This is a genomic window from Streptomyces sp. NPDC102514 (assembly GCF_055584525.1).
This window is the reverse complement of record NZ_JBVJLW010000017.1, coordinates 147,226-171,582: the sequence shown is the minus strand read 5'-3', so window position 1 is coordinate 171,582 and position 24,357 is coordinate 147,226. Positions and strand designations below refer to the sequence as shown.

Genomic DNA, 24,357 nt, shown 5'->3' with positions numbered 1-24,357 from the left:
CCGACATCGCCTCGTCGGCTCCTGGACAATGCACCCTCGCATTTAAGTCAGTCGGTTGACTTAACCGACGGGCCGATGTCTAGTGATCGGGAACGCCGGTTCAGGGAGGCTGACATGGGTGACACCCACAGGACGCGACCGGTCGCGGCTGCGCGGGGCGGCGCAGGGGGCACGGTGGACGGCGTCCAGACCCGCACCGGCCGCGGCGCCGACACCCGCGAGGCCATCATGGCGGCGGCCGAGCGCCTCTACGCCGAGCACGGACTGTCGAGCGTCTCCAACCGGCAGATCGGCGAGGCGGCCGGGCAGGGCAACACCACCGCCGTCAGCTACCACTTCGGCAGCAAGGCGACGCTCGTACGGGCCATCATGACCAGGCACGGCACCCAGGTCGACACGATCCGCACACGTTATGTGGAGGCGGCCGGGGACAGTTCCGAGCTACGGGACTGGGTGGGCTGTCTGCTGCGTCCGGTGACCGAGCACCATGCCGCCCTCGGTCTCCCCTCCTGGCACGCGCGGTTCGCCGCGCAGGTGATGACCGACCCGCTGATGCGGACGCTGGTGGAGGACGAGTCGCTCACCCGCGACAGCCTGCGCCGCACCCTTCAGGGACTGGGCCGGTGCCTGTACGACATCGTGCCCCCCGAGATCCGTCCCCTGCGCGCCGAGATGGCCCGTCATCTGATCACCCATGTCTGCGCGGAGCGCGAACGCACCCTGGCCGAGGCCGCGACCGAGCCCGGCCCGTCCTGGGAACGCACCGCGGACGCCCTGGAGGACGCGCTGGTGGGACTGCTCGCCGCGCCCACCACCCGCCACTGAACCGACCGCCTGGGACCGCCACCGAGAACCGGCTCCGCAGGAACCGGTCCAGCAGAGGAGACAGCATGAGGATCACCGTCGACGAGGACAAGTGCTGCGGCGCCGGCCAGTGTGTGGTGATCGCCCCCGAGGTGTTCGACCAGCGGGACGAGGACGGGATCGTCGTCCTCCTCGACGCCGCGCCCGCCGCCGACCAGTACGAGGGAGCCCGCGAGTCCGCCGGCGTCTGCCCCGCCGCCGCCATCCACCTGCACGAGGACGCGTGAGCACGCCGTCGGACGTGCTCGTCGTCGGGGCGAGCGCCGCGGGTCTGGCCGTCACGGAGAGCCTGCGCCGCAAGGGTTACGCCGGCCGGATCACCCTGCTCGGCGAGGAGGCCGGTGCGCCGTACGACCGCCCGCCCCTGTCCAAGCAGGTACTGGCCGGCACCTGGGAGGCAGAGCGCACCCGGCTGCGTACCCGTGACGTGCTGGACGCCCTGGACGCCGAACTCGTCCTCGGTGAGCGCGCGGTGGCCCTCGACGCCGCCGCGCGCACGGTGCGCACCGAGAGCGGGACGGAGCTGCGGGCGGAGGCCGTCGTGCTGGCCACGGGCCTGCACGCCCGCAGGCTGCCCGGTCTCTCGGGTGCCGCGGGCGTGCACGTGCTGCGGACCCTCGACGACGCCGGCCGGCTGCGCGAGGAACTGCTGAAGGCCGAGCGGGTCGTGGTCGTCGGCGACGGGGTGCTCGGCGCCGAGATCGCCGCCACGGCCCGCCTCATGGGCGTCGACGTGACCCTGGCCGGACCCCAAAAGGCGCCGATGCAGGAGCAGTTGGGCGACGACATCGCCCAACTCCTCGCGGCGCTGCACGGCGAGCACGGGGTGCGGCTGCGCCCCGACTCGCTCGTGGAGGGACTGGAGACGACCGACGGACGCGTCACCGGCGTCCGCACGGCCGGCGGCGAGCTCCTGCCCGCGGATCTCGTCGTCGCGGCGGTCGGCGGCATCCCTGCCACCGACTGGCTGACCGGCAGCGGACTGGCGCTGCGGGACGGTGTCGTGTGCGACTCCCGCTGCCGCGCCGCCGAGGGCGTCCACGCCGCGGGAGACGTGGCCCGCTTCCACCACGAGGGCCTCGGCCGGTCGCTGCGGCTGGAGAACCGCACGAACGCCACCGAGCAGGCCACGCTGGTCGCGGCGAACATCCTGGGCGAGGACCGCCCGTACAGCCCCGTCCCCTACTTCTGGACCGACCAGCTCGGCGTCAAGCTCCAGGTGTACGGGCTGCCCGCGCCCGGCGCCACCGTGGACATCGCCGAAGGTGCCGTGGAACAGGGCCGGTTCGTCGCGCGGTACCTCGACGACGAGGGCCGCCCGATCGCCGTGCTCGGCTGGAACATGCCCAAACAGGCACGCCTGCACCGCCAGGACCTTCTCGAACGTTACGCCCCCGCGTCCCGGCCCTCCCCGGCCGCCGCCCCGCGATGATCCGCTGCACACCTGCCACCCCCCTACGCCTCTTACCCCTCTTACGCCTCTGCCTGCGGAGGCGGCCCCCACTGGAGGACACATGACCGGCACGCCCGCCACCCCCGACGCACCCAGCCGTGACATCCCCGACTTCCCCGCGCCGCGTTCCGCCGAGTGCCCCTTCGCCCCCTCCCCCGGCATGCGGGCGCTGTCCGGGTACGGGCCGCTCACCCGGGTCCGCTCCTGGGGCGACAGCACCCCCTGGGCCGTGACCGGGCACGCCGAGCAGAAGGCCCTGCTGTCCGACCCGCGCCTGAGTGTGGAGTTCACCCGGCCGGGCTTCCCCAGCCCCGTGGACCCGGCCCACGCCCACGCCGGCAGCACCGACCTGAGCTTCGTCGGCATGGACGACCCCGAACACGCCCGGCTGCGCCGCATGATCGGCGGCACCTTCACCATCAAACGCGTCGAGGCGATGCGGCCACGCGTCCAGCAGATGACCGACGACTTCATCGACGCCATGCTGGCGGGCCCCCGGCCCACCGACCTCGTCCAGGACCTCGCCCTGCCGATCCCGTCCCTGGTCATCTCCGAACTGCTCGGAGTCCCCTACGAGGACCACGCGTTCTTCCAGACCAACAGCAAGACCATCGTCTCCGCCGTCGCCTCACCGCAGGAGCGCCGGACGGCCCACACCAACCTCGCCACGTACCTCGACGAGCTGGTCGGCCGCAAACTCACCGAACCCGGCGACGATCTCCTCTCCAGCCTCTGCGCGCAGATCGAGAGGGGCGAACTCACGCGCCGCGAGGCCGCCACGATGGGGGTGCTGCTGCTCCTCGGCGGACACGAGACCACCGCGAACATGATCAGCCTGGGTACGCTCCTGCTGCTTCAGCACCCCGGACAACTCGCCCTGATCCGCGACACGGACGACCCCGTCGTCGTCCGTGACGCCGTCGAGGAGCTCCTGCGCTACCTCTCCATCGTGCACCTCGGCCGCCGCCGTACCGCCATGGAGGACATCGAGGTCGCCGGCCGCACCATCCGTGCCGGAGACGGTGTGATCCTCCTCGGCGAACTCGCCAACCGGGACCCCTCCGTCTTCCCCGAGCCGGACCGCCTCGACCTGACCCGCAACGCCCGCCAGCACCAGGCGTTCGGCGCCGGCGCCCATCACTGCGTCGGCCAGCCCCTGGCGCGTATGGAACTCCAGGTCGTCTACCCGACCCTGTTCCGCCGCATCCCCACGCTCCGCGCCGTCGACGACCTCGACGCGATCCCCTTCAAGTACGACGCCATCATCTACGGCCTCCACGCCCTGCCCGTCACCTGGTGACGGGGCGGGCGGCTCAGCCTTCCAGGTAGGCGAGCACCGCCAGGATCCGGCGGTTGTCGTCCTCGGACGGTTCGAGTCCGAGTTTGGTGAAGATGTTGAAGCTGTGCTTGCTGACGGTCTTCTCGCTGACGAACATCCGGCCGGCGATGGCCGCGTTGGAGCGGCCCTCGGCCATCAGCGAGAGGACCTCGTGCTCACGCGGGGTCAGCTGACGCAGCCGGGGATCCGCCGAGCGGTGGGTGAGGAGGGCGCTGACCACGTCGGGGTCCATGACCGTGCTGCCGTCGGCGACCTGGCGGACGCCCGCGACGAACCGGCCGACGTCCAGCACCCGGTCCTTCAGCAGATAGCCCACCGCTCCGGCCCGGTCGGACATCAACTCCCTCGCGTACAGCTGCTCGACGTACTGCGAGAGCACCATGACGGGCAGTCCGGGGATCCGCTTCCGTACGTCGATGACGGCGCGCAGGCCTTCGTCGGTGAACGTCGGCGGCAGCCGCACGTCGACGACCGCGACGTCGGGCCGGTGGGTCGTCAGTGCCCTGATCAGGGAGGGGCCGTTGTCGACGGCCTCGACGACCTCGAAGCCGTTGGCCTGGAAGATCCTGATCAGGCCCTCGCGGAGCAGGGCGAGGTCTTCGGCTATGACGATGCGCACGGCAGCGACATCCTTATCTCGGTGGGCCCGCCGGGCGGACTGTCGGCGGTCAGGGTGCCGTCGAAGGCCGACAGGCGGCGGGCGATGCCCCGCAGGCCGGTGCCGCCGTCGAGGGTGGCGCCCCCGCGGCCGTCGTCGGACACCCGCATCGTCAGCAGACCCGCCGTCGTGCCCGGGTGGGGAGTGAACTCCACGGCGATCGTGATGCTTTGGGCCCGGGCGTGCTTGATGGCGTTCGTCAGGGCTTCGGCGACGGCGAAGTAGGCCGCGGACTCGACGGGCGCGGGCAGCCGTCCCGGCAGCCGGGTGACCAGCTTCGTCGGGATGGGGTTGGCCAGGGCCAGGGCCTGCAGCGCGCCGTCCAGGCCACGGTCCGCGAGCACCGGCGGATGGATGCCGCGTACCAGGTCCCGCAGTTCGGCCAGGGCGCCTGCGGTCGACTCGCGGGCCTCGGCCAGCAGTTGCTGCACGGCCTGCGGATCGTCGGGCAGGAGTTGTTCGGCCAGGCCCAGGCTCATGCCGAGCGACACCAGCCGGGCCTGTGCGCCGTCGTGGAGGTCCCGTTCGATCCGGCGCAGTTCACCCGCCTGGGTGTCGACGGTCTCGGCCCGCGAGGCGGCCAACTGCGCTACGCGAGCGCGTAGTCGGGCCTGCTCGGTGGGCGCCAGCAGGGAACGGATCACCAGGGCGTTGAGGTCCGCCAGCCGCTCGGCGGTGGTCCACCAGAGCAGCAGGAACACCGGGCCGAGCGGAACCAGCGCGAACGACTCCTGGACGCTGTGCAGACGGAAGCCGTTGCCCAGCGGTGTGCGGAACACCTCGGGAGGGGTGAGCGCGAACAGCAGCGGATAGCTCAGGTAGACGACGCCGCAGAGGAAGAGCAGGAGCGACAGCCCGTAGGTGAACCAGCCGGTGATCGAGTTGGCTCCCAGCCAGGCCCAGTCCCGCCAGGTCGCCGGGTCGCGCAGGATCGCCCACAGCCGTACCGGCCAACCGCCCTCGGGCGCGGGCAGGTAGGGCCGGTCCACCGGTTCGCCGAGTCGGTCCGCGGCCCACCGGCGGTGCAGGTCCGCGAACCAGCGCACCAGGACGGTCGCAAGGAGGGTCAGCGGGATGCCGACCCCGAGCGGGACGACCGCCACCGAGGTGATCCAGAGCGTCAGCAGGCCGAAGCCGAGGACCGCGCCGAGCAGCAGTACCAGCGACCGGCCCAGCAGACCCACTCGCAGAGCGAGACCTTGTTTCATCGTGCTCCGTCATCGTGCGTCGGTACGGCGGTGCCGCGTCAGGTGACCGGCCCCGCCGGCCGGCCGGTGCCGGGCCGTCGTCGCGGGCCGTCGTCGCGGGCCAGAAGTCGATGATGACCGGTCGGCGCGGGGCCGCGCACTGGGGTTATCTCCACCATCGCGGAGGTCCAGCACCCGTGTTCCCGGCCCTCGTGACCATGAGGCTGGAGTGGCCGGAGGACGTGGTGCGGCAGGCCGTGCCCCACGCCCCATGCCCTCCCGGATCCCAAGTCCCACATCCCGAGACCCGAGACCCGAGTCCCGACTCCCAAGTCCAGGAGGACACCCGATGCCCAGGAACACTGCTCACCCGCGACCCGCTCGGCAGGCATACCTGACGCTGGCCCTGGCCGTGGCACTGACAGGGACGCTCACCGCCTGCGAGGCGTCCGCGGCGGCGCAGGGCACCGCCCACGACCCGACCGGCCGGCCCGGCGCGGCGACGGCCCACTCGGCCCGGCTGACCGCGCTCGCGCAGCGGGACGTGGACGCCGGAGCTCCCGGCGTGATCGTACGGGTCGACAAGGGCGAGGGCCGGGTGTCCGAGATCGCCCGGCAGGCGCCCTGGACCAGGGCCGACCACACGCTCACCGCGAGCGACCGGTTCCGGATGGGCTCCAACACCAAGACGATGGTCGCCACCGTGGTTCTCCAACTGGCCGCCGAGGACCGGCTCCAGCTGACGGACCCGGTCGAGAAGTGGCTGCCCGGTCTCGTCCCGAACGGGAACTCGATCACCCTGCGGATACTGCTCAACCACACGAGCGGCCTGTTCGACTACACCAACGACCCGGACGTCCTGAAGGCGTTCACCGGCCAGGACACCCGGCGGTGGACCCCCGGGGAGCTGATCGCCGCCGGTGTCCGGCACGAGCCGCTGTTCACGCCCGGCACGGACTACTCCTACAGCAACACCAACTACATCGCGCTCGGCCTGGTCGCCGAAAAGGCCACCGGACACAGCGTGGGCGACCTGATCCAGCGGCGGATCGCGGGACCGCTGCACCTGAAGAACACGTACCTGGTCACCGGCGCCGACGCCAGGTCCGAGGACGGGTCCAGGAGCGGTTCCAAGAACGGCTCCAAGGCCGTGAAGAGGCCGTCCCTGGCCCACGGTTACGAACCGGATGCCGCCCACATCGGCCCGCTGCTCCCTCCGGGCACACCCGCCGGAACCGCGTTCGCGGGGCCGCAGCGGCCCGCCGGACACGTCGACACCACCTGGATCAACTCCAGTACGGAGTGGGCCGCCGGCGGCATCGTCTCCACCGCGCAGGACTGGGCCCGCTTCTCCGGCGCGCTGCTGTCCGGCAAGCTCCTGCCGCCCGCCCAGCTGAAGGAGATGCGCACGACCGTCGCCGAGGAGGCCGAGTTCCCGAACCGGCGGTACGGGCTCGGCCTGGAGAAGGTGGTCACGCCCTGCGGCACGGTCTGGGGCCACAACGGCGAGGTCCCCGGCTACTCCAGCGAGAACTACACCGACGCCACCGGCCGCCGTACGGTCTCCGTCCTCACCGGCACGATCTTCGGCCTGGTCCCGCCGAAGGCCCGCGCCGCCAACCGGGCCCTGGTGGACGCGGCGGTCTGCACGATGCTCGGCAAGCCGATCCCCGCGACGCCCGCACCGACCGCCTCCTGACTCCCGGGGGCACGCCCGCCCCCGTTCACTCACCGCACCACACAGCGCTACACCGCATCGCAAAGAAGGTTCTTCAGCCATGTCCGCACTAGCCAGATGGTGCTTCCGGCACCGCCTCCTCGTCGTCGGGATCTGGGTCGTCGTACTGGTCGCGCTCGCCGTGCCGTACGCGGCACTCGGCGCCCGGTACTCCGACGCGTTCACCCTGCCGGGGACCGAGTCGTCCAAGGCGCAGGAACGGCTCCAGGCGTCCGAACCCCGGCAGGCCGGGGACAGCGACCAGATCGTGGTGCACGTACGCCGCGACGGATCGATCAGGGACGCCGCCGTCCGGCACAAGGTGACCTCGATGCTGGCCCGCGTCGCGGAACTCCCCTCCGTCGCCTCGGTGACCAGCATGTACGGGCCCGCGGGAGCACCCCGGATCAGCGAGGACGGCAGAACCGCCTACGCCACGGTGACGTTCGACGCGCGGGCGGACCGGATACCGGCCGCCGATGTCACCCGGGTCGTCGACACCGCTCGGGCCGCGCGTGACGCGAATCTGCAGGTGGAACTGGGCGGCGAGGCCATCAGCTCCGTGGCCGAGGGCGGGACGCAGAGCACCGAGGCGATCGGGCTGATCGCCGCCGGCATCATCCTCTTCGTCGCCTTCGGGTCGCTGCTGGGGATGCTCGTACCCCTGCTGGTCGCGGTCGCCGCGCTCGGCGCCGGACTCATCGCCGTGGGGCTGACCTCGCACGTGATGACCCTGGGCAGCGACGCCCCGACGGTCGCGGCCCTCATCGGGCTCGGAGTCGGCATCGACTACGCCCTGTTCATCGTCAACCGCCACCGGACCGGACTCCAGGCCGGTCTGGCCCCCGAGCAGGCGGCGGTGCGGGCACTGGACACCTCAGGGCGGGCGGTGGTCTTCGCGGGCCTCACAGTCGTCGCCGCTCTCCTCGGACTGCTCGTGCTGCGGATCGGCCCGCTCACCGGGATGGGGGTCAGCGCGGCGACGGCGGTCCTGTTCACGGTGATCGCGGCCGTGACCCTGCTGCCGGCCCTGCTCGGCCTCTTCGGGGGCAGACTGCTGAACAGGCGTCAGCGGCGGGCCATGACCGCTCGGGCCCGAGAGTCCGGTCGGGCACACCTCCGTACGCAGCCGCAGCCGCAGCCTCAGCCGCAATCGCAGCCGCACGGGACGGCGGGGTCCCGGGGGCGCTGGGCCGCGCGGGTCGAGCGCCGCAGGACGCTGTTCGCCCTGGCCGCGCTTCTCGTCGTCACCGTTCTCTCGCTGCCCGCGCTGTCGCTGCGGCTGGGGAGTTCGGACGCCGGCAACGACCCCAAGGGCACCACCACCAGGGCCGCGTACGACCTGCTCGCCCAGGGCTTCGGCGCGGGCTCCAACGGCCCGTTGGTACTGGTCGCGGAGCTGGGCGCGCCCGGCGACGGGCCGGCCCTGAACCGACTGGTCTCGGCCGTGCGCGGTACGCCCGGTGTGGCATCGGTGACGCCGGGGCCGGTCACCGGGGAGACGGACGGCGCGGCGACCGGACTGTCCGTGATCGAGGTGGTCCCGGTCGGCGCGCCGCAGGACGAGGCCACCGTCGACCTGATCACGCACCTGCGGGAGGACGTCGTCCCCTCCGCCGAGCGTGGGAGCACCCTGACGGTCCACGTCGGTGGGGCGACCGCCGCCTCCGGCGACCTGGCCGACCTGTTGGCGGGCAAGCTGCCGCTGTTCCTCGGGGTGATCGTCGGGCTCGGCTGCCTGCTGCTGATGGTGGCGTTCCGCAGCATCCTGGTGCCGCTGACCGCGGCCCTGATGAACCTGCTCGCCTCGGCGGCGTCCTTCGGAGTGGTCGTCGCCGTCTTCCAGTGGGGCTGGGGCTCCGAGCTCCTGGGCCTGGGGAAGGCCGGGCCGGTGGAGGCCGAGCTTCCGGTGATCATGCTGGCGATCCTCTTCGGCCTGTCCATGGACTACCAGGTCTTCCTGGTCAGCCGCATGCACGAGGAGTGGGAGCGCACGCGCGACAACCACCGCGCGATCCGGATCGGCCAGGCCGAGACCGGGCGGCTGATCAACGCCGCCGCCCTGATCATGATCTGCGTGTTCACGGCCTTCGTGCTCGGCGGTGAGCGGGTCATCGCCGAGTACGGCGTGGGACTGGCCGCCGCTGTCGCGATCGACGCCTTCGTCCTGCGTACCGTGCTGGTCCCGTCGCTGATGCATCTGCTGGGACGGGCGAACTGGTGGCTGCCGGCCTGGCTGGAGCGGATCCTGCCGCGGGTGTCCATCGAGGGCGCACCCGGCCCCGTACCGGAAGCGGACTCGAAGGCGGAGCCGGGAGCGGACTCGAAGGCGCAGCCGGGAGCGGAGCCGGAAGCGGAGTCAGCCCTTCGCGCCCCTGTCCGCCCCGCACCGATCGCCACCGCCCCGGTTGTCTTCGCCCCGGCTGTCTCCACCCCGGTCCTCTCCGCCCCGGTCGTCCCCGTGCCGGTCGTCCCTGTGCCGCAGGAGAGCAGGCCGCGTGCTCCCAAGTCGGTTGCCGTGGCGTACCTCTGGTGGTTCTTCCTGGGTCTGTTCGGCGTGCACCACTTCTATCTCGGCAGGAGCGGGCGGGGGCTGCTGCACCTGTTCACCCTCGGCATCTGCGGACTGGGGTGGCTGGCCGACGCGTTCACCCTGCCCCGCCAGGTCAGGAGCGTGAACGCCCGCTGACACGGCCGCCGGCCGCCGACCGACGGATTCGTCGGTCGGCGGCCGGCGGTCCGAGCCGTCGCAGCGTGGCCGCAGAGCCGCTACTTCCACATGCCCCCGTGGTGCGAGGAGTTGACGCACGTGTTGCCGAAGGCCGGGTTCAGCAGCCCGATCACGCTGACGGTGTTGCCACAGACGTTGACCGGCACGTGGATGGGCACCTGAATGACGTTGCCGGACAGCACGCCCGGCGAGTGGGCGGCGACCGCCTCGGCACCGCTGTCGGCCTGGGCCGCACCGGCACCGCCGAGGACGGCCGCACCCATGGCTACCAGCAGGGACGCGCTCTTGAACAGACGGGACATGAACTACCTCACGAGGATGGCGAACCAGCGGGCCGAGACCAGGAGCCTCCGCCCACGAGCGGCGCTGCTGCGCCTCTCTATGTGATCTCCGTGGGCGCGGACCCGGTGGATTGGCCGACTCCTCGAATGTCACCCGTATGCCACGAAACCGTCCGAACGGAGTCAGTGCGCGCAGGCCCCGAACTCCGTGTGGCGGGCCCTCGTGGCGTACACGTCGTTGTCCCGCTGATCCTGAGGAGAGGGCGGGGCGAGGTGCTGCTGACGGATCTCCCGGCGGGCTTCGGCAAGCAGTTCGTCGAACTCTTCGTCAGTCATCGCCGTCACCTTGTCTTCCTGAAGGTGATCCGGAGCAACGGGACTACCGGATTGGTCGCGCGCCGCCCCTAGGTCCTGTCGTCAAATTCCCGACGTCCGCCCGGAGGGCGGGCCGGGCGGCGTCTGGTGCGTGCTCTCGGTGTGCCGGGCGGAAGCCTGCGTACTGGACGTACTTGGGCTTTCGCCCGGTGCAGCGAGAGTGCGTGCCAGGCGTCGCCCGGCAGGCGGGAATTTGACGACAGGGCCTAGGTCCTGTCCGGTCGATCACGGCGAAGGAAAGCTGCGGTGCCTTGTGGGCGCCGGTGAGCGGGGTGTGGTGCGTGCAGCTGCAAGGCGGAGGAGGGCGTCGACGCGGAGCGTCGGCAACCGACGACAACGCCGCAGACGTGCGTGCCACACCCCGCGTCTTCGCCGTGATCGACCGGACAGGTCCTAACCGTTGAAGCGGTCCGGGTCGAAGCCCGTCCGCTCGTTCCGGTTCAGGGCGCTGATCTCACCCATGTCGCCCTCGCTGAGCTCGAAGTCGAAGAGGTCGAAGTTCTCCTCGATCCGCTTCTGGGTGACCGACTTGGGAAAGACGATGTCCCCGCGCTGGATGTGCCAGCGCAGCGTCACCTGGGCCGGCGACTTGCCGACCCGCTCCGCGATGCGGTTGATGGTCGGATCGTCGAGGACCTTGCCCTGCGCGATGGGCGACCAGGCCTCGGTGGCGATCTCGTGCTCGGCACCGAAGGCCCTGACCTCGTCCTGGGTGAGGTAGGGGTGCACCTCGATCTGGTTCACCGCGGGCACCACGTCGCTGCCCTCCAGCAGGCGGCGCAGATGGCGCGGCTGGAAGTTGGAGACGCCGATGGCCTTGGCCCGGCCGGAACGGTAGACCTCCTCCAGGGCCTTCCAGGTCTCCACGAACTCGCCCTTTGCGGGCAGCGGCCAGTGGATGAGGAAGAGGTCCAGATAGTCGAGGCCCACGGCCTCCAGAGTGCGGTCGAACGCCTGGAGAGCGTTGTCGTGCCCGTGGGCGTCGTTGTTGAGCTTGCTGGTCACGAAGACGTCGGCGCGATCGAGACCGGAGTCCCGGACCGCCTGGCCGACCTCCTTCTCGTTGCCGTACATCTGCGCCGTGTCGATGTGCCGGTAGCCGGCCTCCAGCGCCGCCAGCGTCGTCTCGCGGGTGTCCTCCGGCGGGATCTGGAAGGTGCCGAAGCCGAGCTGCGGGATCTGCACGGCGTTGTTGAGGGTGATGGCGGGTACTGCGGTCACGGGAACTCCTGTAGTCGCGGTTTCAAGAGGCATAGGGGTGTGGCGGGGGCAGGGCTCGGTGGGGCAGGACTCGGTGGGGTGGGGTTCGGCGGGGCGGGGCCCGGTGGGATGGGGCTCGGTGAGGTGGGGCCGGTCAGCCCGCGATGCCGCTCAGCTCCGCGTCCGGCGGCAGGATCCGTACCAGCTTGCGGTTCACGAATTCCTGCATGCCGAGCTTCGAGAGCTCGCGTCCGTAGCCGGAGCGCTTGATGCCGCCGAACGGCAGGTCGGGCTGGGTCGAGGTGGGGTGGTTCACCCAGACCATGCCGGTCTCGACGCGCTCCGCCACCCTGCGGCCCCGCTCCACGTCGGCGCAGAACACGGAGCCGCCGAGCCCGTACTGGCTGTCGTTGGCCAGCGCGATGGCCTCGTCCTCGTCGGCGACGCGGTAGACCACCGCGACCGGCCCGAAGAGCTCTTCGGCGTAGGCGCGCATGCCCGGCTTGACGCCGGTGATGATCGTGGGTTCGACGAAGGCGCCCGGCCGGTCGATCCGGTGGCCGCCGGTGACGAGTTCCGCGCCCTGGTCGACCGTCTCGCGGATCTGGTCGGCCAGGTCGGAGGCCGCCTGCTCCGAGGAGAGCGGCCCGACGGTGGTCGCCTCGTCGGAGGGGTCTCCGGGCCGCAGCTCCTCGAACCCGCGGCGCAGCCCGTCCACGAAGTCGTCGTACACGTCCTCCAGCACGATGAACCGCTTCGAGGCCACGCAGCTCTGGCCGGTGTTCGCCATGCGGCCCGCCACGGCGGCCCCGACCGTGCGCTCCAGGTTCTCGCCGTCGAGGACGATGAACACGTCGCTGCCGCCGAGCTCCAGCAGACTGGGCTTGAGGTTCCGCCCGGCGCGCTCGGCCACCTGGGCGCCCGCTCCCTCGCTGCCGGTCAGGGAGGCTCCGCGCACGACCGGGCTGTCGATGATGCGCGAGATCTCGTCGTGGCTGACGAACAGGTTCGTGTAGACGCCCGCGGGGGCCTGTGCGTCGCGGAACAGCGACTCCAGCGCCAGCGCCGACTGCGGGCAGATGCCGGCGTGCTTGACCAGCACCGTGTTGCCCAGCACCAGATTGGGGCCCGCGAAACGGACCACCTGGTAGAGCGGGAAGTTCCACGGCATGACGCCCAGCAGGACACCGAGGGGCTCGTTGACGAGGTACGCCTCCCCCTCGTCCACGTCGAGCGGTTCGGCCGCGGCGAAGTCCGGCCCGTGCTGCGCGTAGTACCCGAGGATCGACGCGGCGAGATCGACCTCACCGCGCGCCTCGGAGATCAGCTTCCCCATCTCCAGGGTGATGAGCTGGGCCAGTTCTTCCTTGCGTTCCTTCATCAGCTCGCCCGCACGGCCGACGACGGCGGCGCGCTCCGCGATCGGCCGCCCCCGCCATGCGTGGAACGCCTGGTCGGCCGTCTCAAGCGCCGCATCGACCTGTCCGCCCTCGATGGCCGGGAACTCCTTGAGGGTCTCCCCGGTGGCCGGGTTCACGGTCGCGAACGAGCTCTTGTGCTGGCCTGACATGAAATCTCCAGAACGACGAGGAAGGGCGGGCCCGGGCGGAACCTCGCGTTCCGCCCTGGTGCCGGGTACCCGACACGAGAATGCGAAACAGTTCATATGAGCTAAAAGGGTGCGCCGGGTGTGGCGGGCCCGTTTCCCTAGGCGTCCTGCCTACTCGTCGTCCCTACGCGTCCTGCCTTCTCGTCTTCGCTACGCGTCCCGCGCGCGCAACAGCCAGCCGCCCGCGGTCATCGCGCCGGCCGCCCACAGGGCCAGGACGCCCAGGCCCTGCCAGGGGCCTATCGGCAGGTCGTCGACGCGCACGGTCGTCTGGACGGCGAGGCCGGCCGTCATCGGCGCGATCTGCTGGAGGTGGCGCTGCCAGTCCGGATCGGCGACCGCCTGGGCCAGTACCGGGAAGACGAACAGCAGGGCGAGGACGATCCCGACGGCGGTCGCCGAGTTCCGCACGACCAGGGCGACGCCCAGGCTGAGCAGGCCGATCAGCACGAGGTAGAGGACCGAACCCACGGCGGCCCGCAGCGTCGCCCCGTCGGCCGACGAAAGGGCCGTGAAGCCGTGTTCCTCCGTGAAGCCGCGCCCTGGCTGCACGAGGCCGGCGACCAGCAGGGAGCCGAGGACGGAGACCGTTCCCGCCACCAGCAGCACCGCGGTGAGCACGGCGGACTTCGAGCAGAGGACCGTCAGGCGGCGCGGCACCGCGGTGAGCGTCGTCCGCATCATGCCGGTGCTGTACTCGTCGCCGACCGTCAGCACCGCGACGATCGCGACGACGACCTGGCCGACCAGTACGCCGGAGAGGCCGAGCCGCGCCGGGTCCCCGCCGCAGCCGGTGGCGTCGCACCTGGAGGTCATGGTCACCGCGGCACCGACCGCGAGGGTCAGCACGACCATGCCGAGCGTCAGCAAGCCGTTGCTCGCGTCGGTCCGCAGCTTCGTCCATTCGGCGTGTCCGGCGGCTTTCACGCGTCCCTCCGGCGGAGCAGGACCACGGCGGCGGCGAACGAGGCAGCCGTATAGGCGCACAGGACGGCGAGGCCGGTCCAGGGGGCCAGCGGGAAGTACCCGGCCGAGGGCGCGTAGACGGTGACGACCTGGTCGTAGCGCTCGACGCTCTGCTGGATGGCGAAGCCGGCGGCGGGAGTGACCCTCAGCAGCCACCGCGAGGCCCCGTCGGGCAGTACGGACGCGGTCGCGAGGAGGTAGGGCAGCACCACGCCGACGACGACCACGGTGACGGCCACGACACCGCGCCGCAGGATGGCGCCGACGGCGAGGGCGAGGACGCTCGCGGCGGCGAGCAGCAGGCCCGTCCCGACGACGACCCGCAGTCCGGTGGCCGTCGGTACCGTCAGGACGGGGAAGCCGCCTGCCTCCGACCGCTGTCTCCCGAGGGGGACCATGACCGCCGCGGAGACCACGCCGACGAGGAAGGCCACGGAGCCGACCACCAGGCCCTTCGCCACCAGGACGCGGCCCCGGCGCGGGCCGGCCGCCAGGGTCAGGGCGATCAGGCCCCGCCGGTACTCGACGGTGATGCAGCCCGCGCCCACGACGACCATGATGATCAGTCCGGCGAACGCGCCGACGAGGAAGTTCTCGATGGTCCGTACGCCGCTGGTGGCGGGGCCGCCGACGACGGGCGCGATGTCGCCCGCGCCGGTCACCTCGAAGCCGCCGCCGGAGGGGGTGGCTCCGCCCCGGGTGTCCCGGCTGTAGCTCGCGGAGGTGCCGGCGTCCCTGCCGACCTGATCGCTCGCCCAGGCGCCGCCGGTCCACCGGCCGCCCAGCGTGACCTGGTCGAAGGTGCCGGTGGCGACGGCCGGGGCGAAGCCCGTTCCGGTGCCGGTCTCCTCCTCGACGGACGGCGAGGTCACGAACAGTCCGACCTCCGGTGTCGCCGAGAGGCCGGACAGGTCCGCTCGGCCCACCTCGGTCCACCGTGAACCGTCGGCCGACTGGTAGCCGGTGAGCGTGTCGCCGGTGCGCCGCAGGCGCAGCCACCGCGGCGCCTCCTCGGAGACCGCCCCGGTCGTCCCGGTCGTCCCGGCGATGTCGTGCGTGTAGTCGTACTGCATCCGCACGCCATGGCTGCCCGTGACCATCATCGCCGCGTACGACGACCCCTGGTCGAGGCTGTCCTTCACGATGACCCCGGCCTTCGCCCACGGTGCGAGGCCGCTCGTGCCGTCGTCCGGGTTCGTCGGGACGACGCCGGCCAGTGAGGACACCGAGACGGTGATGCTGCCGTCGCCGCGGAGCTTCTGGTGGACGAAGTAGAAGCTGTCGTTGACCGCCTGACCGCCGGGGCCGACGGGCAGCGCGGAACTGCCGTTCGCAGCGGACCTGTTGTCGGCCGCCGTGGCGAGCAGGCCCACCAGGCAGATGACCAGCACCGCGCCGACCGCGCTCCACACCCAGCCCCGTACCGTACGGAACTTGGTCCACTCCGCGTGCAGGACCCGTCCGAAGCCGCCCCGGCCCGGCCGTGCGGTCGTGCGGGGCGGTGCCGACGTGGCGGTCATCGGCCGGCCTCCTCGGGAACGGCACCGCGGTACTGCACGGCGTCCCGGGTCAGCTCCATGTACGCCTCCTCCAGCGAGGCGCGGTGCTCGGAGATCTCCGAGAACGGCACCACGTTCTGGCTGAGGAGCGACACCACGTTCTCCGGGGGCAGCCCCGTCACACTGATCGTGTCGGCCCCGGTGGAGCTCACGGTGGCGCCCGAGCGGGCCAGCAGCGTCATGGCCCGGGCGAGCGCGGACGTCCGCAGGGTCACCCTGCCCCGGGACATCGACGCCAGCAGTTCACGCACGCTCATGTCGGCGACGACCTTGCCGCGTCCGACGACCACCACATGGTCGGCGATGTCCTGCAGCTCGCCCATCAGATGGCTGGAGACCAGCACGGCCCTCCCCTGTCCGGCCAGTGAGGCGAGAAGGCCGCGCATCCACCTGATTCCTTCGGGGTCCAGGCCGTTGAAGGGCTCGTCGAGCATGACCACCGGGGGATCGCCGAGGAGGGCTGCCGCGATGCCGAGGCGCTGCCTCATACCCAGGGAGAAGCCGCCCGCCCTGCGCCGGGCCGCGTCCTGGAGACCGACCTGACGGATCACCTCGTCGACCCGTCCGGCGCCCAGCCCCTGGGAGTGGGCCAGCCACAGCAGATGGTGGCGGGCGGTACGGCTCGGCTGCACGGCCGCGGCGTCCAGCAGCGCCCCGATGTGGGTGAGCGGGGTCCGCAGGACCTGGTAGCGGCGCCCGCCGACCAGTGCGGTTCCCTCGTCGGGGCGGTCCAGGCCGAGGATGACGCGCATGGTCGTGGACTTGCCGGCGCCGTTCGGCCCGACGAAGCCGGTGACCTGGCCCGGCCTGACGTCGAACGTCATCCCGTCCAGCGCCCGGGTGCTTCCGAAGTGCTTGTGCACGTCCCGGACTTCGATCCTCGCGTCCGACCCGTCGATCGCTTTCTCCATGTCCGCAGACTAGGGAGGAGGGGGTGGCCGGGTCGTCACGGCCAGGAGCCATGTTCCGCCTCACTCACAGGAGCCAGTACGCGGTCGGTCCGTCCCCCACGGGAGGGACGGACCGGGTGGGACGGAACAGGTGGGGCGGACCGGGTGGGACGGACCGGGTGCTGTCCGAGGATGGCGGCTGACGTGCGAACGCCGGTCACGCCGCTGCGGCGCGGGTCACGCTATTGCGGCCTGCGGGTGCCGGGCACCACAAGTCCCGTCTCGTACGCGGCGATCACGGCCTGCGTGCGGTCACGCAGCGCGAGCTTCCCGAGGATACGGCTGACGTGTGTCTTCACCGTCTCCTCGCCGACGACCAGCCTGGCGCCGATCTCCGGGTTGGAGAGGCCCTCGGCGACGAGCAGGAGGACCTCTCGCTCGCGTGCGGTGAGCGCCTTCATGCCGGGCGGCGGTGTGGTGTCGGGTCTGGCGGGCATCAGCGCGAACTCGCTGATGAGCCTGCGGGTGATGCCGGGCGCGAGCAGCGCGTCCCCGGCGGCGACGACACGTACGGCGTCGAAGAGCCGTTCCGCGGTCACCTCCTTGAGGAGGAAGCCGCTGGCTCCGGCGCGCAGCGCGTCGTACACGTACTCGTCGAGGTCGAAGGTCGTCAGGATCAGGACGCGCGGTGCGTCGACGCCGTCGGGCGAGGAGCCCACGAGCTGTCGGGTGGCCTCGATGCCGTCCATCTCGGGCATGCGGATGTCCATGAGGACCACGTCCGGGGAGACCTCGTGGCAGACCCGTACCGCTTCCGCCCCGGAGGACGCGGTCCGTACGACGGTGAAGTCGGCCTGGCTGTCGAGCAGCGCGGCGAAACCGGTGCGGACCACGACGTGGTCGTCGGCGACGACGACCCGGATCGGCGAGGACGGGCTGGTCATGAGATCTCTTCCGTCATGGGGGCTCTGGCATCGCGAGGACTCCGGCATCGCGGGGGCTCTGGTGTCATCGGGGTTCCGGTGCCTTGACGGGGAAGCGTGCCTCGACGACGAAACCGGTGCCGCCGAACCCCGGGCCGGTGTGGACGTCGCCGCCGACCGCGGACGCGCGTTCGCGCATGCCGAGCAGGCCGTGTCCGCCGGCGGGCCGGTCGCGCGGCGGTCCCGGGCCGTTGTCACGGACGCGCAGGTGCAGCGCTTCGTCGGCGTAGACGAGTTCCACGTCGACGGCGGCGCCGGCGGCGTGCTTGCGGGCGTTGGTGAGGGATTCCTGGACGATGCGGTAGGCGGCGAGTTCGATGCCGGGGTCCAGTGCGCTCGGTGAGCCGCTGAGGATGAGGCGGATGGATGCGGCGGACGCCTTGCGTGCCTCTTCGAGCAGTTCGTGGAGCTGTGCCAGGTCGGGTTGCGGCCTGCGGTCGCCGCCGGTGACGGACCCGGTGTCCTCGCGGAGCACACCGAGCAGCCGGCGCATCTCGTTCAGGGCGGCGCGAGCGGTGTCCCCGATGCCGAGCAGTCGTTCGGCGCCCTCGGCGGGCATGCCCGGGGTGGCTATTCGGGCCGTCTCGGCCTGTACGGCGATCATGGAGATGTGGTGACCGACGACGTCGTGCAACTCCCTGACGATGCGCACGCGTTCGCCCCGTGCGGCGTTCTCCCACCGCGTGCCGTCCATGACCTCGCGGATGGCGCTGTGCCGCCGGTTCTGCTCGTGGGAACGGGCGGCCAGTCCGGCGAAGGCGGCCAGCGGGGCCAGTGCCGCGACGAGTACGACCCGTACGCGCTGGCCGGTGTCGTCGGGGCCGGTGAGGGCCAGGACGAGGAAGGGCGTGCCGAGGAGTGCCGCGGGCAGGACGGAGCCGCCGCGGCCGAGCCGGTACTGGGCGACGAGCTGGGCGGCCAGGCCCGCCACGGTCAGCGTCCCGAAGATCAGCAGCGAGCCGATGCTCGCCGTGGTGACGGTGACCCCGGCCGCCAGGGGGCGCAGAAAGGCGAGCGGCAGGGCGGTCGACAGGCACAACAGCCCGACCACCATGGCGAACTGCACGCCCGTGACGCTGCCGTGCGGGTCGGCCCGCGCGGTGGCGTCGGCGAACAGCCGGGGTACCGACCCGTGGGCGCCGACGAACTCGGCGAGCGATTCCAGGACGGCGGCCGACCCGAGCAGGGCCCCGAACAGCACACCCACGTGCGGGAGTTCGGACACTCGCCGTCGCGTCGCGATCCAGGTGTCACGCCAAGCCGTCGCACGGGGCACGCCGGTCAGTATGGCAGTCGGGACTCTTCGGGATCATCCCTCCAGCGGGCGATGACGTCGTCCCCCGCGCGAGGGACGACGCCGTCAGCGACGGGGGGCGGGGACCCGCCGACCGATCGGGCGCGCACCCCCGCCGGACCGTCCCGGGGCCGCCCGAGCCCGCGCACGCACCTCTCATGAACCCCTCGCGCACCCCTCGCGCCCCGGCTGTAACATGAATGTGATCTGGGGCGAAAGGACATCGATGCACGCCGGGGACGAGGCCAACTCTCTTGAGACGGCGACGAAGCAGTTCACCGCGGCGCGCCCTCAGCTCTTCGGAGTCGCCTACCGCATGCTCGGCAGCGCCGCGGAGGCCGAGGACGTCCTCCAGGAGACGTGGGTCCGGTGGCAGAACGCCGACCGCACGAACATCGTCGAGCCGACCGCCTTCCTGACCACCGTGGCCACCCGTCTCGCGATCAACACGGCCCAGTCCGCCCGCGTACGCCGCGAGACGTACATCGGGCCCTGGCTCCCCGAGCCGGTCGACACCAGCCTCGACCCGCACCTGGGCGCGGAACGCGCCGAGGCGGTCGAGCTGGCGGTCCTCCATCTCCTGGAGAAGCTGAACCCGGTGGAGCGGGCCGCCTACGTCCTGCGGGAGGCGTTCGACTACCCCTACCGGCAGGTCGCGGACATCCTGGAGACGAGTGAGGCCAACACCCGCCAGCTGGTGAGCCGGGCGCGCAAGCACCTGGCCACCGAGCGGAAGGAACGGGTCAGCCCCAGCGAGCACCGGAGGCTGCTGACGGTGTTCCTGACCGCGGCGCAGACAGGCGATCTGAAGTCGCTCGAAGACGTCCTCGCGGCGGACGTCGTCAGCTACTCCGACGGCGGAGGGGTGCGCGGCGCCTCGCGGATCGCGGTGGTCGGACGCCTGCACGTCTCCCGGTACCTCGCCGCCTTCGCGCCGCGTTTCTGGCCGCAGTCGGACGTCAGCTGGGTCGAGGCCAACGGCCGCCCGGCCGTCGTCGTGCGGTCCGGCGGACACGCCGTGGCCCTGCTGTCGGTGGACGTGTCGGCGGAGGGCATCGACCGGATCATGTGGGTCATGGCCCCGGACAAACTCCTGCCGTACGTGGCGTCGCTGGACGACCGGGCGGACGGCCAGGCGGACGACCCGACGGACGGCTGAGCGGACACCGCCCAGCGCCGCCGCCCGCCGGGGCTCCACCGGTTCAGCGCCGGCTTCGTACCAGCAGGTACAGGAAGTACGGCGTACCGATCACGGCCGTCATCAGGCCCGCGCCCAGCTGGGCGGGGGCGATGACCGTGCGGCCGAGGAGGTCGGCCGTGCAGACGAGCGCGGCGCCCAGCAGGACGGACACCGGCACCACCCGCACATGCCGTCGGCCCACGAGGGCGCGGGCCGCGTGCGGTGCCACCAGGCCCACGAAACCGATGGTGCCGGCCGAGGCGACGGCGGTCGCGCTGAGCAGGACACCCACCGCCAGGAAGCCGAGCCTGGCCCGGGACAGCGGCAGGCCGAGGAGGCGCGGGGTGTCCTCGTCGAGGGAGACGAGGTCGAGTTCGGTGCGCCGGGCGAAGGCGACGACGAGGCCCAGCACCAGCACGAGTGCGACGGGCAGCACGTCCGGCAGGGTCCGGCCGTACGTCGAACCGGACAGCCAGGTCAGCGCCTTCGTGGCGTTGAACGGGTCCGTGAGCACGATCAGCAGACTGATCAGCGCCGCGGTACCGGCGGCGACGCCGATGCCGACGAGGACCAGCCTGTTCTGCTGGTAGCCGCCACGGGCGGCGAGCCCGAAGACGACGACGGAGGTCACCGCGGCGCCCGCGAATGCGGCACCCGCGACCCCCCAGGTACCGGCGACGGGCGCGGTCGTGACGAGGAGCACGGCGCCCAGCGCGGCGCCACCTGACACGCCCAGGACGCCCGGTTCCGCGAGCGGGTTGCGGGTCACGGCCTGGACGAGCGTGCCGGCCAGGGCGAGCGCCGCGCCCGCGCACAGAGCCGCGAGCACGCGGGGGACACGGGTTTCGAGGATGAAGGACACGCCTCGGCCGGCCCGGCCCTGCGCCCAGTTCGCGAGGTCGCCGAGCAGGAGTTTGCTGTCGCCGAGCAGGGCGCCGGCGATCGTGACACCGACGACGACGGCGACGAGACCGGCCAGGGTCACCAGGAACGCGGTCCGGCCGGGGATGCGTATCCGGTCCGGGGCCTCGGCTCCGGAGGTGTCCCGCAGCCGCAGGGCCATCGCCACCAGGAACACGGCGCCGACCAGGCTGGTGACGACGCCGGTGGGCACGGCGACCGCCCGGTCCGAGGGGACGAGGGCCCGGAGCAGCACGTCCGAGCCGAGGACCAGCACCGCGCCGACGAGTCCCGCCACCGGCAGGGTCGTGCGGGCGCGGGCGAAGCCCCTGAGCCTGCGGGCGAGCGGACGCACCAGGGCCGGTGCGCACAGGCCGACGAAGCCGATGGGTCCGGCGAGTGTGACCGCCGCCGCGGACAGCAGCGAGGCCAGGACGACCACCGTGACGCGGGTGGCGCGGACCGGGACGCCGAGGCCGCGCGCGGCGTCGTCGCCGAGGGCGAGCGCGTCGACGCGGCGTGCCACCAGCAGGAGCCCGGCGATCCCGAGCAGGGCGATGGGCAGCATCTGGAGGACGCCGTCGAAGCCGTTCTGGCTGATGCTGCCCTGGTTCCACTGGTAGAGGCCCTCGGTCTGCTCCGGGAACAGCAGGAGGAGGCCCTCCGTCACGGAGTTCAGGCCCAGGGCCAGCGCGGTACCGGCGAGGACCAGTCGTACGGTGCCCGTGCCGAGGCCGGACAGGGCGAGTACGACGGCCGCGGCGAGGAGTCCGCCGGCGAAGGCGATGCCGGAGGACGCGAGCAGCGGCAGTGAGACGCCGGTGGCGCCGACCAGGCCGAGCGCCAGATACGAACCGGCGTTCACCGCGAGGGTGTCGGGTGAGGCGAGGACGTTGCGGCTGACGGCCTGCAGTACGGCGCCCGCCACGCCCAGGATGACGCCGACCAGGATGCCGGCGGCCATCCGCGGCAGCCGGGAGGCGATCACCACGGACGCGTCGGCCCCTTCGCCCTGCCCGATCAGGGCCTTGAACACCTCGGCCGGTCCGACGGCGGCGGTGCCCTGGGTGATGTCGACGATCCCGAGGGCGACGACCAGGAGGACGAGGGCGGCCGTCACCGCGACCGCGCCCGCCCAGGACGTGGCCGTCGGCGGGCGGGTGACGGGGGAGGTTGCGGTGACGGCCATGGCTCCGTTGCTTCTGCTTCGCCTGCTGGTGTCTCTGTTGCTACTTCGTCAGCGCGGCGACGAGAGCGTCGATGTACGCCGACATCGAGCCGGGGCCGCCGAACATCCAGATGCCGTCGTCCAGCCGGTGCACGTCACCGGACTTCACGAACGGCAGGGACTTCCACACGGCGTTCTTCGCGAGCACGCCGGTGAACGGGGTGGCGGTCTTGTCGTCGTCGTTGCCGATGTAGGCGAACTGCGTGTCCTTCGGCAGGTCGGTCAGGCCTTCGACGTCGGTGGAGCCGAGACCGTAGGCCGCGTCTCCCTTGACCTTCCACGCGTTCTTCAGGCCGAGGCGCTTGTTGACGGACCCAATGAGGGAACCGTCGGTGTACGGGCGCAGGGTGACCTGGTTGGAGGTGACGTAGCCGTCGGCGAAGGCGATGTCCGTGCCCGCGAGGCCGGCGTCGGCGAGGGCCTTCTTGCCCTCGGTGAGCTTGGCCTCGAAGTCCTTGCGGGCCGTCTCCGCCTGGTCGGTGGTGCCGGTGGCCTTGGCGATCAGGTCGAGGTTCGTCAGCATCCGACCGATCTGGTCGGAGCCGTCGGCCGACTTGATCTCCAGCACCGGGGCGACCTCGCGCAGCTGCTTCACGGCCGCGGGCGCCAGGTCGGAGGAGGCCAGGATGAGGTCGGGCGCGAGGGCGGCGACGGTGTCCATGCTGGGCTCGCCGCGCGTGCCGATGTCCTTCGGCTCGTTCTTCAGCGGGACGGCGGAGTCCCAGGTGTTGTAGCCCTTGACGTCGGAGACGCCGACCGGGTCGACGCCGAGCGTGACGAGGCTCTCGACCTCGTTCCACTCGGTGGCGACGACCTTGGTGGCCGGGCCGTCGAGCGTGAGCTTCTTGCCGGAGCCGTCGGTGAGGGTGATGGCCTCGGACGTCTTCTTCTCGGTCTTGTCGGCGGCAGGCTCGGTGGTGCCGCAGGCGGCGAGGGTGAGCGCCGCGGCGGTGGTGGCGGCCGCGGTGAGCAGGAGGCGTCTCATGAGGTGGTGCCAAGCCTTTCGGTTCGAGTGCGGCGGGTGTGCCGGGTGTGGTGTCGGCCGATCGGGCGGGTGCGCAGCCGGCCGGTGAGGGGGTCGTGGTCCACGTCGATGCGGATGCCGTAGACGGCGGTGAGGCGTTCGGGGGTGAGGACGTCCTCGGGCAGGCCGTCGGCGACGACGCGGCCCGCTTCGAGCAGGGTGATCCGGTCGGCGATGGCCGCCGCCTGGTCGAGGTCGTGCAGGACGACTCCGACGGCGATGCCGTGGTCGTCCGCCAGGTCACGGACGAGGTCGAGGAGTTCGACCTGGTAGCGCAGGTCGAGGTAGGTCGTCGGCTCGTCGAGCAGCAGTACGCCGGTCTCCTGGGCCAGGCAGCTCGCGAGCCACACGCGCTGCAGCTGGCCGCCGGAGAGGTGGTCGGCGCCGCGCCCGGCGAGGTCCGTGACGCCGGTCAGCGCGAGCGCGCGGTCGATCGCGGCGGACGCGTCCGGGTCGGGCCGGCCGAAGCGGCCCCGGTAGGGGTAGCGGCCGAACTCGACGACGTCCCGCACGGTCAGTCCGCCGGGGGTGGGGCGGCCCTGGGTCAACAGGGCGACGTGCCGTGAGAACTCACGGGCGCTCAGGGCGAGGCCGTCGGTCCCGGTGTCGATCCTGAGCGTGGCGCGGCGGGCTCGCTGCAGACGGGCGATCGTCCGCAGGAGCGTCGACTTGCCGCTGCCGTTGGGGCCGACCAGGACGGTCACCTCACCGGGCCGCAGGGCGACCGCCGCGTCGTGCACGACGTCGACGCCGTCGTACGCGACGGTCACGCTCGTGGCCGACAGTTGGTGACCGCGAAGACGCGGGGTGTCGGCTGTTTCTTCACCAGATCTCACCGGACAAAGGTTAGCCTACCCTTATTTGTGTGGGGCAGGGGGTGCCGCACACAGGTTCGACCGGCGCTTCGACGACCCTTCGA

At 71.9% G+C, this 24,357-nt stretch carries 20 protein-coding genes and 1 pseudogene; 7 read left to right on the top strand and 14 right to left on the bottom strand.

Translation table 11 applies throughout. From position 1 onward, the window contains the following. Window positions 1-114: 114 nt before the first annotated feature. The 4 genes from ACZ60E_RS35750 to ACZ60E_RS35735 all read left to right on the top strand — a co-directional run bounded on the left by ACZ60E_RS35750 (window position 115) and on the right by ACZ60E_RS35735 (window position 3,617). Window positions 115-825 carry a TetR/AcrR family transcriptional regulator gene (locus ACZ60E_RS35750; protein WP_469445987.1) on the top strand — a complete coding sequence of 237 codons (711 nt, stop codon included), beginning with the start codon at window positions 115-117 and terminating at the stop codon, window positions 823-825. A 65-nt stretch (window positions 826-890) separates the two neighbouring features. Beyond that, window positions 891-1,091, top strand: coding sequence for a ferredoxin (locus ACZ60E_RS35745; RefSeq protein WP_384810762.1), 201 nt, complete (start codon window positions 891-893; stop codon window positions 1,089-1,091). Then, window positions 1,088-2,296 (top strand): NAD(P)/FAD-dependent oxidoreductase, encoded by a 1,209-nt coding sequence (locus tag ACZ60E_RS35740; protein ID WP_469445985.1) that lies wholly within the window; start codon window positions 1,088-1,090, stop codon window positions 2,294-2,296. Before ACZ60E_RS35745 ends, ACZ60E_RS35740 begins: the two co-directional genes overlap by 4 nt. Window positions 2,297-2,378: 82 nt before the next feature. Next, window positions 2,379-3,617 carry a cytochrome P450 gene (locus ACZ60E_RS35735; RefSeq protein ID WP_469445984.1) on the top strand — a complete coding sequence of 413 codons (1,239 nt, stop codon included), beginning with the start codon at window positions 2,379-2,381 and terminating at the stop codon, window positions 3,615-3,617. A 13-nt stretch (window positions 3,618-3,630) separates the two neighbouring features. Here the strand turns inward: ACZ60E_RS35735 and ACZ60E_RS35730 are convergent, their stop codons facing one another. Next, a complete protein-coding gene (locus ACZ60E_RS35730) occupies window positions 3,631-4,275 on the bottom strand; it encodes a response regulator (protein ID WP_469445983.1) in 645 nt (214 codons plus the stop codon). Next, on the bottom strand, window positions 4,260-5,522 hold the full coding sequence (locus ACZ60E_RS35725; RefSeq protein WP_469445981.1) for a sensor histidine kinase: 1,263 nt from the start codon (window positions 5,520-5,522) through the stop codon (window positions 4,260-4,262). The genes ACZ60E_RS35730 and ACZ60E_RS35725 overlap by 16 nt, the downstream gene beginning before the upstream one ends. Window positions 5,523-5,850: 328 nt before the next feature. Between ACZ60E_RS35725 and ACZ60E_RS35720 the strand changes: the two genes are divergently transcribed. Together ACZ60E_RS35720 and ACZ60E_RS35715 are read left to right on the top strand one after the other, a co-directional pair. Beyond that, window positions 5,851-7,200, top strand: a complete 1,350-nt coding sequence (locus ACZ60E_RS35720) for a serine hydrolase domain-containing protein (protein WP_469445979.1) — start codon at window positions 5,851-5,853, stop codon at window positions 7,198-7,200. Between the two features lie 79 nt (window positions 7,201-7,279). Next, complete coding sequence (locus tag ACZ60E_RS35715; protein WP_469445978.1) at window positions 7,280-9,907, top strand: MMPL family transporter; 2,628 nt, start codon at window positions 7,280-7,282, stop codon at window positions 9,905-9,907. Window positions 9,908-9,987: 80 nt separating this feature from the next. Here ACZ60E_RS35715 and ACZ60E_RS35710 read toward each other — a convergent pair whose 3' ends face one another. From ACZ60E_RS35710 to ACZ60E_RS35670, 9 genes are all read right to left on the bottom strand, one after another. Next, window positions 9,988-10,251: a chaplin gene (locus tag ACZ60E_RS35710; protein ID WP_384808902.1), complete on the bottom strand. Its 264-nt coding sequence runs from the start codon at window positions 10,249-10,251 to the stop codon at window positions 9,988-9,990. Between the two features lie 162 nt (window positions 10,252-10,413). Next, on the bottom strand, window positions 10,414-10,566 hold the full coding sequence (locus tag ACZ60E_RS35705; RefSeq protein ID WP_384808904.1) for a hypothetical protein: 153 nt from the start codon (window positions 10,564-10,566) through the stop codon (window positions 10,414-10,416). A 432-nt stretch (window positions 10,567-10,998) separates the two neighbouring features. Then, window positions 10,999-11,826, bottom strand: coding sequence for an aldo/keto reductase (locus tag ACZ60E_RS35700; RefSeq protein WP_384808906.1), 828 nt, complete (start codon window positions 11,824-11,826; stop codon window positions 10,999-11,001). Window positions 11,827-11,959: 133 nt separating this feature from the next. Beyond that, a complete protein-coding gene (locus ACZ60E_RS35695) occupies window positions 11,960-13,375 on the bottom strand; it encodes an NAD-dependent succinate-semialdehyde dehydrogenase (RefSeq protein ID WP_469445975.1) in 1,416 nt (471 codons plus the stop codon). A 189-nt stretch (window positions 13,376-13,564) separates the two neighbouring features. Then, on the bottom strand, window positions 13,565-14,341 hold the full coding sequence (locus ACZ60E_RS35690; protein WP_469445974.1) for an ABC transporter permease: 777 nt from the start codon (window positions 14,339-14,341) through the stop codon (window positions 13,565-13,567). Beyond that, window positions 14,338-15,900, bottom strand: a complete 1,563-nt coding sequence (locus ACZ60E_RS35685) for an ABC transporter permease subunit (RefSeq protein ID WP_469445972.1) — start codon at window positions 15,898-15,900, stop codon at window positions 14,338-14,340. The genes ACZ60E_RS35690 and ACZ60E_RS35685 overlap by 4 nt, the downstream gene beginning before the upstream one ends. Further along, a complete protein-coding gene (locus ACZ60E_RS35680) occupies window positions 15,897-16,850 on the bottom strand; it encodes an ATP-binding cassette domain-containing protein (protein ID WP_469445970.1) in 954 nt (317 codons plus the stop codon). Before ACZ60E_RS35680 ends, ACZ60E_RS35685 begins: the two co-directional genes overlap by 4 nt. Before the next feature lie 221 nt (window positions 16,851-17,071). Continuing rightward, window positions 17,072-17,773, bottom strand: a complete 702-nt coding sequence (locus ACZ60E_RS35675; RefSeq protein WP_385836928.1) for a response regulator — start codon at window positions 17,771-17,773, stop codon at window positions 17,072-17,074. A 64-nt stretch (window positions 17,774-17,837) separates the two neighbouring features. Next, window positions 17,838-19,088 (bottom strand): sensor histidine kinase, encoded by a 1,251-nt coding sequence (locus tag ACZ60E_RS35670; RefSeq protein WP_469445968.1) that lies wholly within the window; start codon window positions 19,086-19,088, stop codon window positions 17,838-17,840. Window positions 19,089-19,332: 244 nt separating this feature from the next. Between ACZ60E_RS35670 and ACZ60E_RS35665 the strand changes: the two genes are divergently transcribed. After that, window positions 19,333-20,265, top strand: a complete 933-nt coding sequence (locus tag ACZ60E_RS35665; RefSeq protein WP_469445966.1) for an RNA polymerase sigma-70 factor — start codon at window positions 19,333-19,335, stop codon at window positions 20,263-20,265. A gap of 43 nt (window positions 20,266-20,308) precedes the next feature. Here the strand turns inward: ACZ60E_RS35665 and ACZ60E_RS35660 are convergent. The 3 genes and pseudogenes from ACZ60E_RS35660 to ACZ60E_RS35650 all read right to left on the bottom strand — a co-directional run. Next, window positions 20,309-22,384: pseudogene (locus ACZ60E_RS35660) on the bottom strand (iron ABC transporter permease); the annotation flags it as partial. A 31-nt stretch (window positions 22,385-22,415) separates the two neighbouring features. Next, window positions 22,416-23,399, bottom strand: a complete 984-nt coding sequence (locus ACZ60E_RS35655) for an iron-siderophore ABC transporter substrate-binding protein (RefSeq protein ID WP_469445965.1) — start codon at window positions 23,397-23,399, stop codon at window positions 22,416-22,418. Then, the gene (locus ACZ60E_RS35650) at window positions 23,396-24,274 is read right to left on the bottom strand and encodes an ABC transporter ATP-binding protein (protein WP_469445964.1); all 879 of its coding nucleotides are present in this window, start codon (window positions 24,272-24,274) and stop codon (window positions 23,396-23,398) included. Before ACZ60E_RS35650 ends, ACZ60E_RS35655 begins: the two co-directional genes overlap by 4 nt. Window positions 24,275-24,357 lie beyond the last annotated feature (83 nt).

Excerpts from the sequence above, each read along its gene's own strand:
- ACZ60E_RS35695 (WP_469445975.1), bottom strand. The coding sequence starts at position 13,375 with ATGTCAGGCCAGCACAAGAGCTCGTTCGCGACCGTGAACCCGGCCACC.
- ACZ60E_RS35720 (WP_469445979.1), top strand. The coding sequence starts at position 5,851 with ATGCCCAGGAACACTGCTCACCCGCGACCCGCTCGGCAGGCATACCTG.
- ACZ60E_RS35705 (WP_384808904.1), bottom strand. The coding sequence starts at position 10,566 with ATGACTGACGAAGAGTTCGACGAACTGCTTGCCGAAGCCCGCCGGGAG.
- ACZ60E_RS35680 (WP_469445970.1), bottom strand. The coding sequence starts at position 16,850 with ATGGAGAAAGCGATCGACGGGTCGGACGCGAGGATCGAAGTCCGGGAC.
- ACZ60E_RS35735 (WP_469445984.1), top strand. The coding sequence starts at position 2,379 with ATGACCGGCACGCCCGCCACCCCCGACGCACCCAGCCGTGACATCCCC.
- ACZ60E_RS35665 (WP_469445966.1), top strand. The coding sequence starts at position 19,333 with ATGCACGCCGGGGACGAGGCCAACTCTCTTGAGACGGCGACGAAGCAG.
- ACZ60E_RS35655 (WP_469445965.1), bottom strand. The coding sequence starts at position 23,399 with ATGAGACGCCTCCTGCTCACCGCGGCCGCCACCACCGCCGCGGCGCTC.
- ACZ60E_RS35685 (WP_469445972.1), bottom strand. The coding sequence starts at position 15,900 with ATGACCGCCACGTCGGCACCGCCCCGCACGACCGCACGGCCGGGCCGG.
- ACZ60E_RS35750 (WP_469445987.1), top strand. The coding sequence starts at position 115 with ATGGGTGACACCCACAGGACGCGACCGGTCGCGGCTGCGCGGGGCGGC.
- ACZ60E_RS35715 (WP_469445978.1), top strand. The coding sequence starts at position 7,280 with ATGTCCGCACTAGCCAGATGGTGCTTCCGGCACCGCCTCCTCGTCGTC.
- ACZ60E_RS35745 (WP_384810762.1), top strand. The coding sequence starts at position 891 with ATGAGGATCACCGTCGACGAGGACAAGTGCTGCGGCGCCGGCCAGTGT.
- ACZ60E_RS35725 (WP_469445981.1), bottom strand. The coding sequence starts at position 5,522 with ATGAAACAAGGTCTCGCTCTGCGAGTGGGTCTGCTGGGCCGGTCGCTG.
- ACZ60E_RS35675 (WP_385836928.1), bottom strand. The coding sequence starts at position 17,773 with ATGACCAGCCCGTCCTCGCCGATCCGGGTCGTCGTCGCCGACGACCAC.
- ACZ60E_RS35710 (WP_384808902.1), bottom strand. The coding sequence starts at position 10,251 with ATGTCCCGTCTGTTCAAGAGCGCGTCCCTGCTGGTAGCCATGGGTGCG.